The organism is Leeuwenhoekiella parthenopeia (assembly GCF_020782115.1).
GTDB lineage: Bacteria > Bacteroidota > Bacteroidia > Flavobacteriales > Flavobacteriaceae > Leeuwenhoekiella > Leeuwenhoekiella parthenopeia.
The window spans coordinates 61,187-75,296 of record NZ_JAJGMW010000016.1; the positions used below are offsets into that span (position 1 = coordinate 61,187).

Here is a 14,110-nt window from a genome sequence, read left to right on the forward strand (position 1 = left end):
AAGACGATGGCAAACCACTTATTCCACACTTTTAGATTGGCTTGGACTGTCAGGATAAGCTATGTGTTCTTCGCTGTGTTTCTTTTTAGTGAAACGATTGGAGCTCAGGAGCAGCTTTCTAAAGATGAAGCCATTAAGCAAATGCTGGAGAATAATTTTGGGATTAAACTTGCCGAGAATCAGTTGAAGATAGCAGATAATAACCAAAGCATTCTCAATTCGGGCTATCTCCCATCTATTACCGGTAACGCAGGAGCTCAATACGATCAATCTGATGATATTAGGGAATTTCCCGGGGTATTTGATGAAAATGGAGACCCAAGGGATGATGTAGTCATTGAGGGTGCTGAAACTCAAAGCTACAATGCTGCGGTAAACGTAAATTACCTTTTGTTTGACGGGTTGGGCAGGTATTACAATTACAAACAGCTTCAGGAACAGTACAACCTCACCGAACTACAGGTACGGGAAACGATAGAAAATACGGTTTTACAGCTTTACAGTGTGTATTATGATGTTGCACGGCGTTCTGAAAATTTAGAAGTGCTTAAAAAAGCTTTAGCAATATCCCGGGATCGGGTAACCCGTGCGCAGTACCAATTTGATTATGGCCAAAACACAAAACTTGAGGTCCTGCAGGCAGAAGTAGATGTAGTTACAGATTCTATTAACGTGCTTAATGCCAAACAGGATTTGATAAACGCCAAGCGGGACTTAAATGTGGTCTTAAACCGGGAGCTTGAAGTGGGTTTTGAAGTAGATACTGTTGTTAATTTTCAAAATCAGCTCATCCTTGAAAGTTACATCAAGGATGCTCCGCAAAATAATGTCACCTTACTACAGGCAGAAAAATCTGTTACAATAAGCGATTTTCAAATTAAAGCAAACAAGGCGCTCTTTTTACCCAGTATCGGTTTAACGGGTAGTTACGGGTGGAACCGCTCAAACAATCCGGCATCTGCATTTTTCCCGGGTTCTATTTCGCGAGGTGAAAGTTTACGTCTAGGCGCTAGTCTTACCTGGAGTTTATTTGACGGTGGGCGTAATATCATCAGCCTTAAAAATGCAAGGATATTAAAGGATTCTGAGGTTTTGCAACGGAAGCAATTTGAGCTTCAGATAGAGCGAGACATCGCAAATGCGGCCGGGAACTACGCAAATCTGCTACAGATTTACCGCATACGGGAACAAAATGTAGAAACCAACGAAAACAATTTAGAACGCTCTCAGGAACGTCTTAAACTGGGGCAAATTTCATCTATTGAATTCCGGCAGGCTCAGGTTAATCTAATTAATGCTGAGACCAGTAAGAATTTTGCAAAGTATGATGCAAAACTGGCAGAGCTTGAATTGTTGCGGTTAACAGGCCAGCTGCTTAATATCGAATTTTAAATGGAAGAACATTTTTTTCAATGTCCGTATTGCTGGGAAGAAATTTCTATGTTGCTCGATACTTCCGTATCCTATCAGGTCTACGTTGAAGATTGTGAGGTATGCTGCAATCCTATAGAATTGAGTGTGCGTTATGAGGAGCAGGAGTTAACAGCATTTCAGGCCAACAGTATAGAACAATAAACCTACCTGAAATAAAAACTGTTAAAAGGGTTTTTTTGGCAAAAAGGTTTCGTAACTTATTATAAAACAAAAAGTTATGAGCTTAAGGTATTTTGAATTGGGAAATGAGGTTTTAGGATTTCTCACCACAACCAAAATTGAGGAAAGAGATCTCGAAGAAGTTCATGTAGAAATCAAGAAGCGACTCGAAAATCACAATAAAATACGCATTTATTGCGAAAATGCTTCCGGAGAAGCGATGTCTGCAAAGGCTTCTCTGGAAGATCTTATCTTTAAATTGAAGTTTAAAGACCGTTTTGAAAAGGTCGCGATTGTTTCAGATGTTTTTAAAGATAAGCTACGCACTAAGGTAGAATGTACTTTTCTCAATTCACAATGTCACTTTTTTAAATGTTCTGAGCGTACCGAGGCCTTACAATGGGTGGTTCGTTAATAGTCCTGAATAACTTTGATACCTGAATTTTATCCTTTAAATTACAACTAAAATTTTAAGGTGCTTCTAAATTTCAGTTTTTCAGACAATTCCGTAGGCTACATAATTGAGGGCTCTATGGATTATAAGGCCGTTCAGGAATTGAAGTCGGCCATTCTTGAGATGCTGAAAGAACACGACACAATTAATCTGTATCTTGAAGATAAAAATATTGATCGTTTTACGCTTGATGCTATTTTTATAGCTTCCATCTTCCCCATGCAACATTTAAGAAAGCTCAATAAAATTGCGATGGTGACAAACCGAAAATGGATTCACGCAATCGCCAATTTTAATAAGGCACTTGTAGGAGTTGAGATACGTAATTTTACAATCGAAGAGCGATTGGATGCTATTAGCTGGATTGCTGAAGATTAATCAAGCAGGGTCATCGATTTCAGCATGCCTTCCTTGATGTTGATCCAGAGGTAATTAAAAAAGGACTTGTTGCGATTGCGTTCTACTTCGCCCTGACCTTCCTTGAAGCCTGATTCCTCCCGTTTACTGGTTTTCGAAATAAAGATGTTAGCCAGGGTACTGGCCAGCCATTTTTTTTTCTTTTTTTCCTGATCAACGATGCTCACCTTGTACTCATCATATTTCATTTTCATATCGATCTGAGAGCTGTAGTCATTACCGGTAATATCAAAATAAACCTCCTGAAGGCTTCCTTCCATCGAGACTCCAAGATTGGGCGAGGTAAATGCGTTTAAATCTTCTGCCGGCAGGTTTTGCAGGCTTCCGTTAACGTGAAAAAGATCCTGTGTGTTTTGCACATCAAAATTCCAACTCAGCCTTAGCGTGCTTTGTTTCATAAACATTGCGCGGATGTCGATTGCTGTTTTTTTGGTACCGATTTTATACGTGTTACCCAGATTGTAAATCGAAGCATTGATTTGTTTAAAATCAAGTCTGCCGGCCTGTGTTGCACTGTTTACCTTTTCTTCATAGGTAATGGCTCCATTTTTTATGCGAACCGAATCAATCATCAAATCGAAGTTTAATTCACGAAGCTTTTGAGAATACAGCGGTTTGGTCTCGTAGTTGTCGGGTAAACGTTTGTCCCGGTAGATGATAAGTGCCGGTTGCTCCATCTCCAATACCGAAGCATCAACGTACACTTTTTTTGAGGGATGATGGCCATACCGTAATGAATCTAGCGTCACGCGCTTTATGCTGAAGTTGGTATGGTCCTGTTCCCGGCTGATGCTTTTGCTGAGGGTGCTTCGGCTTACGATGGTTTTTAGGTGCGTGTTTTCTAACACCAGGCGAATACCGTCCCATTTAACCTGCGCAATGGTAAGTACATCAAACTCATTAAGCTTGTAATACAGGGAGTCTGAACTTAATTGTATTTGCTCGTAGTTAAAGGGGCGGGTTGGCGTTTCGGTAATTGTGGGAGTTATAGCGGTGAGCTTTAAATTGAAATGGGCTGTTTTGAGAACAACCTGCTCCGTTTCAGGATTTCGTATTTGTATAAAATCGGTTACCAGATTAAACTGTTCGATTTGAAACTTGTGATCCAGGTTTTTTGCACTTATAGGGTTGTTGATACTGTCTTGTTTTTCCTTTTGGGACACTTCCCTTTTAGGCCCCTGATGGGGATAATGTATTAAGGTATCTGCGTGAATATTTATTTTATTAAAGTGAATATTCTTTTCCCTGAAATAATCCCAATGATTAAAGCCTTCTAAAGTCACTGTGGCATTCTGAACCCGGCTTCCGGGAAGCGAATCATTAGATTGAAAGCTTACGCAGGCATTCTTCATTTGGGCATTACCGCCCCAGCTGTCAATATTCAGGTCCTCGTAGCTTAAGGAAATAGATTTTGGCAGGTCGTTTTCAATGACCTCCTGAAGTTGATCTTTGAGATACGAATTGAGGTACAGCGCGGTTAAACCCAGCAATACAACCACTATGAATAACCCGGCAAGTATTTTTCTCATAGGCGTAAGTTATCTATTACTCAGAGTGCTGCGTGTTATTGAAATGATAATATTAATAAAAGTTACATTTATTACGGCAATTCTTGTGTGGAAGGGAAATTAGTTCTATATTTGCCGTCCAATATCGCGGGATAGAGCAGTAGGTAGCTCGTCGGGCTCATAACCCGAAGGTCACTGGTTCGAGTCCAGTTCCCGCTACTAGGAAAGACAAGGCTTTCGAGAAATCGGAAGCCTTTTTTTATACTCAGGGTACAACATAGGTACAACATTTGGGCATTTTGAGAGCAACATTCTTATTAATGCCTATTACCTCTCTTTGTGTTTAAATCCTATGAATTATTAAATGAAATAATAAATTTCAAGTAGTTGCAACCTCAATTCTTCGTTAGAGAGGTTTATTATCATACAATATACCCGCAAGATAAACTCGTAAAATACTTCCATCAAAAGACTACGGCATAAAGCCGACGCTCTTTCCTTCGCTTATTTATTCCGTTTCCTTTTGAGCCAAGATTTTATCTTCCGTTTGGTTTCTGCTCGAATATTGTTTAATCAAAAATTTGAGTATTATGACAACAAAAGCCAGTACCACAAAGAAGCGCAGTAGGACGAAATCTACTGCCAAGAAAGAAGTAAACGGAAAGAAATCTTCCGTGCTTCAAATTCAGAACTTACCGTTGGGCAACATCAAGCCTGACCCAGAACAACCAAGAAAGACTTTCAACAAAGATACTTTACAGCAACTTTCTGAGAGTATCGAAAATCACGGTGTATTGCAGCCAATCACGGTAAGGCAACTAAATGGCCATTATGTCATCGTAATGGGCGAACGCCGATATCGTGCAAGCAAGCTGGCAGGAAAAAAGACCATACCCTGTATCGTTAGGACTTATGAGAACAATGATGTCATTGAAGTTCAAATCATAGAAAATCTGCAACGACAGGATGTTGAGCCTACCGAGGAAGCTGAAGCGATTGCTTACCTAAGTGAGAAATACGCACCGACTGAAATTGCAAAACGACTGGGTAGAACAGACAACTTCATTCGGCAAAGATTAAAATTGGCTGGACTGATTGACGGTTTCAAACACTTTGTTCGTAATGGCGAAATGACCATTTCCTTAGGTGTAGGTGTTGCATTGTTTGCACCAGAAGAACAGCAGATGATGTTGGAAACGATGGGCGAGGATTTTAATGCGCATCAAATAAACAGAATGATTAAAGACCAGACCTACGACTTAGAAAAAGCATCTTTCGATGTAGCTGATAAGGAATTATTACCGAAAGCAGGCTCTTGTATTGAATGTCCGTTCAATGCGGCCAATCAAGGCAATCTGTTTGGCGAGGGTAAAATGGTCTGCACAAAATCAGCTTGTTTTGAAACGAAGAAAAACAAATCGTTCTTGAATTTGATTGAGAAATCGAAACAAGAGAATATAATTTTAATTCCAGAAATACGGAAGTATTGGGCAGACGAGGAAAACAATCAGATGATTATCTCACAATTGGAAAAAAGTGGCTTGAAGGTTTATCTGCTGGACGATGTCGAAATCATAGAAAATCCGATTAAGCCGACAATGGATGCCATTAAGATTGAATACCAGCATTATGATTATTCCGAGGACGAATTGAAAGCAGAATTGGACGAAGCCATACAGAGCTATAAAGAAGACCTGGAAACGTACAATTCAGCAGAAAAAAATGGTTTTGTAAATGGTATCGTCTTCCATCCTGAGACCTACCAAAACAAAGAAGTGTTTGTAAAGGTAATCGAGAAATCAAAAAATGAGTCAACTGAGTATTCAGCACCATTGACCAATAGAAAAATGGCAGATTGTACACCTGAAGAACAAATCATCAAAATCAACGATAGGGAAATCCGCAAGAAGCAGATTGAGAACAACAAACAGTTTGAAGAAGTTGTTGAAATGATACGAGAGACAAAATACATCAATACGAAGAAGGCACTTTCAACAGACGAAATGGTGGCATTCTCGATATCACTTTTTGAAAATAATGTGGACTATATGAGCCAACAAAAGTATTTCTCAAAGTTCTTGGGCGACACGTCCAAAATGACCAAAGTTGAAATGGTCGAGAATTTCAAGAAGAAATTCAAAAAGGAAATCTTTCACAAGCTGATACGCTATATGCTTACAAAGCAAGTGCATTTTGGCGAAAGCAATCACGTTAATAACCTGACGAATATTTCATTCTACATTGCGATGCAAGGATATTATAAGTCTAAGGTTACCGGCATTGAGAAGGAATATGCCGAAAGACGAGACAAGCGTGAAGCAGGTTTGAAAGAGCGTATCACAGTTCTTGAAAAGAAAATTCAGGAACTTAACGATTAGCTTTTGTTGTTTGAAGAAGGGTCGGCATTCGTGCTGGCCCTTTTTCTTTTTTATGATAGTGCCTAAAAAATGTATTTACTAGGAAGGGGTTATCAATCAATAGTTGGCGCAAAGGTAAACTCGTAAAATACACCCATCAAAAGACTACGGCATAAAGCCCATGCTGCACTCTACGCTTATTTATTCCGTTTCCTTTTGAGCTGTGATTTTAGCTTACGTTTGGGTACTGCTCAAATATTGTTTAATCAAAATATATAATTATGAAACGAGTATTTAAAAAATCTAAAATTTCGCCACAAGAGGTTGAAATACATTATCAATCGAGTAAAGAAAATTACTACATCGAAGGCGCGGAAAGCCACTTGGCTTATTACAGAGAAAAAAATCCAATCTATTATGCGGTGTTATTACAAAATGTTTAATCTAAAATTCAAAAGCTATGTATTTACAAAATTTGCAACAGGATGAAATCTTTTTTCCATCAGAAATGAAATCCTTAAAGAGTCTGACCCAGATGGAATCTCGCAGAGGACTTGAAAATGCCATTATCTCAAATGGAAAAATTGTCAACGTGGTATCGAACAGTTACGGGCACATTCCGAATCAATTGTTCTTCAGGAAAGCTGAGGAAATGCTGACCGATGCCCAACTGAACTTCCACAAACGTACCATCAACAAGAATGACAGGTCGTTCATTACCGATTTTATCATCGACGACAAAAGTCAGTTTACGGTCAAAAACGATAAGGATTTGATACTGCCGATGCTTCGGTTTAAAAACTCGTATGACGGTAGTGAAAAGACCTCTGGTCATTTTGGATTTTATAGAGAAGTGTGCTCAAACGGTCTGCACGTTTCACAAGCAGAAATCGAGTTTTCGATTAAGCACAGTAAGAACAATACACATCTTATAATGCCAAGGCTGAACAATCTTTTCGATAAATTTCTGGACAATGAGTTCTACACCATTACCAAGAAATTTGATAAGATGAAGGAATTTAAAATCATCGACACACAAGAGTTTGTAAAAGCCATTCTCGATAAAACAAAACTCTTTAGATACGAGTGTAGCGACAAGAATAGTGACCCTTCAAAAAAGTCTCGTGAGGTTATCGAAATTTTAAATTATGAAGCCTTGTTGCTTAATGAAGAACCGAATCTTTGGCTGGGTTACAATGCATTCAATTCTGTACTTCATAATGTAATAAAGAAAAGCTTCGGCCAACAAGAACGGTTGGATAAAAAGCTGTTTGATGAAGTCTATGCTATGGCATAAATTAAATAAAGGTTTGTCCAGTACCTTAAACTGGATGACTAAATATATCATAAGCATTTACTTCCAATCCACTCAGCACATTCCCCTACATTCCACGCTTACCTGCCGAAAAAAGCAGGCAACCACTTCATTCCGGGAAAAGAGCTTCACTACAAATATCTTGGACACAATCCCCAATTTCAGCTTTCCATTCCGTTAACCCTTCCCGCTGCTCTGGGAAGGGACACTACATTCCTGAGCCAAAATTGTGAATTAAGTCCGCTTTTCGTCGGAAAGCCATCACTTCGGTTTCCTTAACAGGATTTTCGGCGCGGTCTTCTTGAGCCTTCCCTCGAAAATCCCTAAAAACCAAACCGCTGTCTTACACATTTTAAGGGGTTTATAATGGATAAAGCCTTTGTTGTTTTTCGGGTCGTCGAAAAACAGGCAGTGCATAACCAATTCTACATTAAACCCAGCCACTCATTTCGCTTAACTGTCGGTACGCTCAAATCGTAACCGGATTTAAAAGAATTGCTAATGCCCTTATGGAACTTGTCAAGACCGTAGCAAGTTTTAGTGAAAAATAAGGTATCTACTTCCTTGAAATTCCAAGGAATTTACTACGTCGCAAACACACCTGATTTATTCCCTAAAAGTCTTGACAAAACCCACTCTATCCATTGTGCTATGCACGAAAGAAAAGAACAAACACCCCTTAAAATTTTATCTGAATTGAAAAGGGAAATATTAATCAAGCCTGTAAAGGGCATTTAAAACCATTTAGTTATGAGTACTATTAGAAATCACGTACAGTTAATCGGAAATGTTGGTCAAGAGCCGACCATTACGAACCTTGAAAGCGGTAAAAAAGTAGCTCGCTTCTCACTCGCTACAAACGAGTATTACAAAGACAGCAAAGGCGAAAAGCAAACGGACACCAACTGGCATACCGTTGTGGCTTGGGGCAAGACCGCTGAAATCGTTGAGAAATATGTTGAAAAAGGCAAGGAAGTAGGGATTACGGGAAAATTAAAGACCCGAACCTACACCACGGACGATGGAAATCAACGCTATGTTACCGAAGTGGTAGCCGATGAAATCCTATTACTTGGAAGCAAAAACGACAAGTAATCTTAAAATGAAAGAGGGCGTTCCTCTCGAAAGTTGCGCCCTCTTTTTTTCATTATCCATTAATTAAAATTAAGATAACAATGAAAGCACAAGTTAACGAAATCAAAGAAGGATTACAACATTTTCACGGAACGGAAATGTTCTATTCCTTACCTCTAATAAGAACCAGATTTACCGACGGATTGAAATATCTATCGGAAGTTGCCGAATGTTTTTGGCTCATTACGGATGCTTCCGTAATTGCAAAAAGTCTGATGAACCGAAGCGAATTTATCACAATCGACTTTAAACGATTACCCGAAGAAAAACAGGATTATTCGGGTTACGAAGCCGAGATAATTTACAGCGATGGCAACGATAATATTTTGGAAAAACACGGCTATCGTGCCACCGATTTTCCACTCGATGAACTGCGGTTGTTTTTTGTAAATGATACGCTGATGTTACCAAGCGAATATTAAAATCTTCAGCTATGGTATATCTCAATTTTACAGACTTGAGCGAGGAAGCTCAAAACCGACTTTTGGAAACTTCCAAAGAAGATGTGAAACGAAAATTTGGGGATAGCATTCGCAAATACGTAAAGGATAATTATGGCTGTTTTGAAACGATAATTGAAGAGGAAGCACTTCGGAATTTATATTCTTACACCTATGTATTTAACATATGAAATTTTGAAACAATAAGGCAAACGCCTCTGAATTTTCAGAGGTGTTTTTGTGTGTAATTAAACCTACATCAAGAAAAAATCACTATCTTTATTTCGCTGAAATTCAGCATTCAAATTAAAGTAGGGTTATCCACTTTTCGACTTTCGCCGATAGCCTTACACATCGAAAAATAACATATCGGAAAATCATTTTCCCTGAAAATGGCAATCGGCTTTTTAGCCGGATTGTATGGATTTTTGTCACGCTTGCGCGTGACGAAAAGGAATAGCAAGAGGGTAACGGGCTACGCCGCGTTACATATTCCATTTTCGTTTTAATCCATTGAATTTTAATTAGTTAAAATCAAACAGGATTTAAAAATTTCAGCAATTTGCGTCAAATGGTCTTGAAACACCAGTAAACAGGGATGGATTTACGTCAAATCTTTAAAAAAAGCGAAAGGAAATGGATTCATTCATCACTATCAGGTTCAAACGAAAAACTGCCAAGCGGTTTCAGGAATTTTCAAAAATGCACTTTAAAACGCACACCGAAGCGATGGAAAACATCCTTGATTTTTTCCTCTATAACGAGATTTCCCCACGAGAAAAATTTGGTCCTACAGGTAGAACCATTGAAGCCAAGCTCTTGAAAAGAATCAATGCGGTCATCGCCATAATGCGTGATGTAGAAAAAACCCAAACCAAACCTACGGTCGCAATGTTGCAATCCCTTTTTGTGATAGACGAACCCAACAAAAAACCATTGATAGTTGAAAAGAAATATGCCGAAGAAAAGAAAGAAGTGCGCTTTCGCGAAAATCGAAATCTAAAAAACGAACTCTAATATTCAAGCTATGTACATCACAATAACACCCCAAAAGATGGGCGGTAATTTTTCCAAAAGTTCTGCAGATTTTGTTGGGTATTTAGAGAAAGAAAATCAAGGTTTGGAACAACAGGATATGGAACATTTTTTTAATCAATATGGCGATGAGATTTCCGCTGAAGAAGTCATTAAGGAAATCGATGGGAATACTGCAAAATTGGAAAAACACGAACCAAGATTCTATTCAATTACCATTAGTCCTTCAAAATATGAATTGCAAAAACTTCAGAATAGTAGTCAAGATTTAAAACGATACACCAGAGAGCTGATGAAAGATTATGTGGCTTCATTCAATAGGGAAATCAAAGGGCGACCGGTTAACATCGATGATATAAAGTACTACGCAAAAATAGAACATCAACGCACCTTCAAGGGGACAGATTTTCAGGTAAAAGAGAACCAACCGTATGCCACGAAAATTCTTCAGCTCAAAACGGAAATCCGAAATATCCAAGAAGGAAGAGCTGAAGGAAATATTAAAAGGATGAAAAAGGAAATAGCAAAATTGGAACGCCAAGCGCCCCACCAGCAAAATGGAAAACGGATTGTCCAGGGAATGCAAAAAGATGGAAACCAAAGCCACATCCATATTATCGTGAGCCGTAAGGATGCGTCTAACAGATTCAGCTTATCACCCGGAAGCAAATACAAAGCATCCGACGTGAAGTTGAATGGGCAAACCGTAAAACGAGGATTTGACCGAGACAAGTTTTTTGAAAGTGCAGAAAAAACATTTGATAAGACTTTTGGCTATAAACGAAACTTTGCCGAGACCTACAAAGCCAAAAAGACATTCGTCAAAAATCCGAATCTATATTTCGCTGCCTTGATGAAATTGCCAGCTAACGAAAAAGCATTGGCCTTCAAAATGATAGCAAAGACCGGATTGCCGATAGTGCCAGATATTCCAGTTAGTCAAACACAGATTGCACTTCGGGTTCTTAAACGTTTAAGACGTGGTGCTGAAATAGCAATCAAATCGAGTTCCATTGGAATCTAACAATTATGCAAATAGACAATCTCATAATTTCACTTTCAATTATTGGTCTGGCCAGTATCGTTTTCTATGCGATGTTTCGGGTAAGTAGGTATGCATTCATCGTTAATTTTCTCGTGCTTGGTGCGATGGTGTTCTATTTGAACGAGGAAAACCGACTGATTCTGATTTCTCTCTATCTGGGTTGCCCTCTCATATTAATTAACATAGGAATGTATGTGTTCCTTCATAAAACGGACAAGCCGAAAAATGGCGATAGCAAATATCAGGTCAACTTTCCTACGACCAAGGGCAATTTCAAATTGGATAATATCAAACGGGGTGCATCCATCATCGGTTCTGCCGGAAGTGGAAAGACCGAAAGTGTTGTGTATGGATTTCTGAAACACTTTCGGAAAGAAGGGTATTGCGGAATTATCCACGACTATAAGGATTTTGAACTGACCGAAATGGCATATCCACTTTTCAAAGACAGCGATATCCCTTTTAAGGTCATTTCCTTCGATAAAATCATCCACAGGGTAAATCCTATTGCGCCACGCTATTTAGAGAACGAGGAAAGCGTAAATGAGGTGTCGAGAGTGCTAATCGAAAATCTTTTAGAGCAAAGGGAAAGTGGCACGACTGGCACAACGAAGTTCTTCAACGATGCTGCGGAAGGTTTGATTGGTGGGTTGATTTGGAAACTGAAAACCACCTATCCACAATTCTGTACACTTCCTCATTTAATTGCCATTTACCAATATCTGGACACGGATAGCTTAATCCAATTCTTAGAAACTAATACCACATCAAGGGCAATGGCAGATGCTTTTATAAGCGGCAAGGATTCAGATAGGCAGACCGCAGGCGTTAAAAGTACCTTGGCCAATGCGCTGAAACGAATTAGCACACAACGCATTTTTATGGCATTATCGGCAGATGAAGTACCGTTAAATGTAAATAGCGAAGATAATCCTGCAATCATTTCCGTAGTAAACAATCCCAAATTTGAAACATCATATTCGCCTGTTATTGCTACTATTATTCACACCATTACAAAACAAATGAGCGTGCGGAATTCCAAACCATCATTCTTGCTAATGGAAGAAGCACCGACCATTCGTCTATTAAATATGCACCGTATTCCGGCAACGTTGAGAAGTTACAATATCGCAACTATTTATGTGATGCAAGATAAAATCCAGAATGATATGATGTACGGCGATAAAGCAAGCAAAGCTATATTAAGCAATTTATCCTATCAGTTTTTCGGCAAAGTCAACGATCCAGATACCGCAAAATATTACGAACGATTTTTTGAAATCATCAAGGATCCTACAAAAAGTATAAGTCGTGGTCATAATCTGGATTTTGATACGCGAATCACGACGGGCGAAAAGGAAATTCCAAAGATAAGAGCCGATGTGTTTTTCAGGCTAAAGCAGGGCGAGTTTATCACGTATGCCGATGGGAAAGATAAGAAGGTACAATTCAAATTATCTAACATCAATAGGCAACTACCAAAAGAAACCAAGCAATATTCAAGTGCTGATATGAATGCTAATTTTGAGCGGGTTTATGCTGAAGTGCGGTCGATATTTAGAAACTGAGTTAATAAAATAATAACCTTTTAAATGTTAAAGAAAACTAAAAAATATTTAGTATAATTATATAAATTCAACGATATTGCAAAGTTTATTGTTATATGAAGAAAATTTTAGACTTTATTGCCGATGAGACAGATGGGAAAAATTTTAAATCCTATAAGTACTGCTTTGAATCTGTTGAAATCCCGAAGATAGAATACGAGGATAAAAAAGGTATACAAGTCAAAAAGAAAGGCGAGACGGATAAAAGTCTGACCAAGACAAAATCTTTAAAAGAATTGGCAGATAGGCTTGTCAAAAACGGTAAACCTCTTTTTAAATACTTTCTTGATGGTTCCCGTCGTACTTATAAAGTTGATGATATTGCCTATGGCAAAAGACTTTATCCCGTAATAGCAGGTCAAATAGGTGTAGCAGTTTGTGAAAGACAGGATAGGCATAGTTTTAAATCTGTTAATTTGAAAAATCCTCTGGTTATTTCAATTCCTGAAAATGCTAATGCCCAAGAAGGAATTGGAAACAGTGGTTTGTTCTTTAATAATTTGATTAAAAAATTGAATGAACAGGATATTCTTCTGAAGCAGAACTTGAAATTCAGCAAAATCCTTCCATACAGTAGCAAGACTCTAAAAGAAAATGATAAATATGAAGATAGGGGTGTTGCTAAAATTCAGGATGAGATGATTGGTTTGGAGCAAAAAGTTGTTTTTGAACTGGTTAGAGCTAAAAAATTAAACGACCAATCCTTTTTAATAAAGGATGGTTCTCTTGAATATATGAAAAGTGGAGAGGCTAAAGAATTGTCCGTGATAAAAACAAACTATGATTGCGTTGTAGGTGTCTCAAAAGCATTCAATCCCGAAGCCTTATCGAATGATGTTAAAGACATTTCAAGAAGGATTGCAGAATTAAAGTGTTATCATAGAACACCTGCTTTTATGTATCAAACTGAAAGAATTCCTGATGTGAAATTTGCGGTTTGGTATTTGAGAATTCGTGATACTCTAAGTCCGTTTGACGGGATTCTTAAAATCGAGAAGATTTTAGTTCGCGAAATCCAAGAAGAAGAAGGCTTGGATTCAGATGAGATAGATTTGATTAGTGCCAATATAATAAATGAAAGAAACCCTGTTTGCTATGGCAAGGATGACCGATGGCAAAAACATCTGTATCCCGTTCATCTTACAGAGTCGTATATTAAGAGCCAATATCTAAGCGATATACATTTCATAAATTTATTTTAAAAT

General features: G+C 38.3%; 15 protein-coding genes and 1 tRNA gene. 15 read left to right on the forward strand and 1 reads right to left on the reverse strand.

Annotation, left to right across the window (positions count from 1 at the left end; genetic code table 11):
- Nucleotides 1-6 precede the first annotated feature (6 nt).
- The 4 genes from LLW17_RS12560 (at nucleotide 7) to LLW17_RS12575 (ending at nucleotide 2,425) form a co-directional block, all read left to right on the forward strand.
- The gene (locus tag LLW17_RS12560) at nucleotides 7-1,392 is read left to right on the forward strand and encodes a TolC family protein (protein WP_228230638.1); all 1,386 of its coding nucleotides are present in this window, start codon (nucleotides 7-9) and stop codon (nucleotides 1,390-1,392) included.
- Nucleotides 1,393-1,575: a CPXCG motif-containing cysteine-rich protein gene (locus tag LLW17_RS12565; protein ID WP_228230639.1), complete on the forward strand. Its 183-nt coding sequence runs from the start codon at nucleotides 1,393-1,395 to the stop codon at nucleotides 1,573-1,575.
- Nucleotides 1,576-1,651: 76 nt separating this feature from the next.
- Nucleotides 1,652-2,008, forward strand: coding sequence for a SpoIIAA family protein (locus tag LLW17_RS12570; protein WP_228230640.1), 357 nt, complete (start codon nucleotides 1,652-1,654; stop codon nucleotides 2,006-2,008).
- Between the two features lie 60 nt (nucleotides 2,009-2,068).
- Complete coding sequence (locus LLW17_RS12575; protein ID WP_228230641.1) at nucleotides 2,069-2,425, forward strand: SpoIIAA family protein; 357 nt, start codon at nucleotides 2,069-2,071, stop codon at nucleotides 2,423-2,425.
- On the opposite strand, the gene LLW17_RS12580 is transcribed toward LLW17_RS12575, so the two are convergent.
- Nucleotides 2,422-3,993, reverse strand: a complete 1,572-nt coding sequence (locus LLW17_RS12580) for a hypothetical protein (RefSeq protein WP_228230642.1) — start codon at nucleotides 3,991-3,993, stop codon at nucleotides 2,422-2,424. The genes LLW17_RS12575 and LLW17_RS12580 overlap by 4 nt on opposite strands.
- 125 nt (nucleotides 3,994-4,118) lie before the next feature.
- Here LLW17_RS12580 and LLW17_RS12585 point away from each other — a divergent pair.
- From LLW17_RS12585 to LLW17_RS12635, 11 genes are all read left to right on the forward strand, one after another.
- A tRNA-Met gene (locus LLW17_RS12585) sits at nucleotides 4,119-4,191 on the forward strand.
- 371 nt (nucleotides 4,192-4,562) lie between these two features.
- Nucleotides 4,563-6,350, forward strand: coding sequence for a ParB/RepB/Spo0J family partition protein (locus LLW17_RS12590; RefSeq protein WP_228230643.1), 1,788 nt, complete (start codon nucleotides 4,563-4,565; stop codon nucleotides 6,348-6,350).
- 260 nt (nucleotides 6,351-6,610) lie between these two features.
- Nucleotides 6,611-6,772, forward strand: coding sequence for a hypothetical protein (locus tag LLW17_RS12595; RefSeq protein ID WP_228230644.1), 162 nt, complete (start codon nucleotides 6,611-6,613; stop codon nucleotides 6,770-6,772).
- A 17-nt stretch (nucleotides 6,773-6,789) separates the two neighbouring features.
- A complete protein-coding gene (locus LLW17_RS12600; RefSeq protein ID WP_228230645.1) occupies nucleotides 6,790-7,626 on the forward strand; it encodes a DUF932 domain-containing protein in 837 nt (278 codons plus the stop codon).
- A 768-nt stretch (nucleotides 7,627-8,394) separates the two neighbouring features.
- Nucleotides 8,395-8,739 carry a single-stranded DNA-binding protein gene (locus LLW17_RS12605; RefSeq protein WP_041495866.1) on the forward strand — a complete coding sequence of 115 codons (345 nt, stop codon included), beginning with the start codon at nucleotides 8,395-8,397 and terminating at the stop codon, nucleotides 8,737-8,739.
- 80 nt (nucleotides 8,740-8,819) lie between these two features.
- Nucleotides 8,820-9,200 carry a DUF6876 family protein gene (locus LLW17_RS12610; RefSeq protein ID WP_228230646.1) on the forward strand — a complete coding sequence of 127 codons (381 nt, stop codon included), beginning with the start codon at nucleotides 8,820-8,822 and terminating at the stop codon, nucleotides 9,198-9,200.
- Between the two features lie 11 nt (nucleotides 9,201-9,211).
- Nucleotides 9,212-9,409 (forward strand): hypothetical protein, encoded by a 198-nt coding sequence (locus tag LLW17_RS12615; RefSeq protein WP_228230647.1) that lies wholly within the window; start codon nucleotides 9,212-9,214, stop codon nucleotides 9,407-9,409.
- 445 nt (nucleotides 9,410-9,854) lie between these two features.
- Nucleotides 9,855-10,235, forward strand: coding sequence for a BfmA/BtgA family mobilization protein (locus LLW17_RS12620; protein WP_228230648.1), 381 nt, complete (start codon nucleotides 9,855-9,857; stop codon nucleotides 10,233-10,235).
- Between the two features lie 10 nt (nucleotides 10,236-10,245).
- Nucleotides 10,246-11,277 carry a MobB family relaxase gene (gene mobB, locus LLW17_RS12625; protein WP_228230649.1) on the forward strand — a complete coding sequence of 344 codons (1,032 nt, stop codon included), beginning with the start codon at nucleotides 10,246-10,248 and terminating at the stop codon, nucleotides 11,275-11,277.
- Between the two features lie 5 nt (nucleotides 11,278-11,282).
- A complete protein-coding gene (locus tag LLW17_RS12630) occupies nucleotides 11,283-12,866 on the forward strand; it encodes a type IV secretory system conjugative DNA transfer family protein (RefSeq protein WP_228230650.1) in 1,584 nt (527 codons plus the stop codon).
- Nucleotides 12,867-12,961: 95 nt separating this feature from the next.
- Nucleotides 12,962-14,107 carry a hypothetical protein gene (locus LLW17_RS12635; RefSeq protein WP_228230651.1) on the forward strand — a complete coding sequence of 382 codons (1,146 nt, stop codon included), beginning with the start codon at nucleotides 12,962-12,964 and terminating at the stop codon, nucleotides 14,105-14,107.
- Nucleotides 14,108-14,110: the final 3 nt, after the last annotated feature.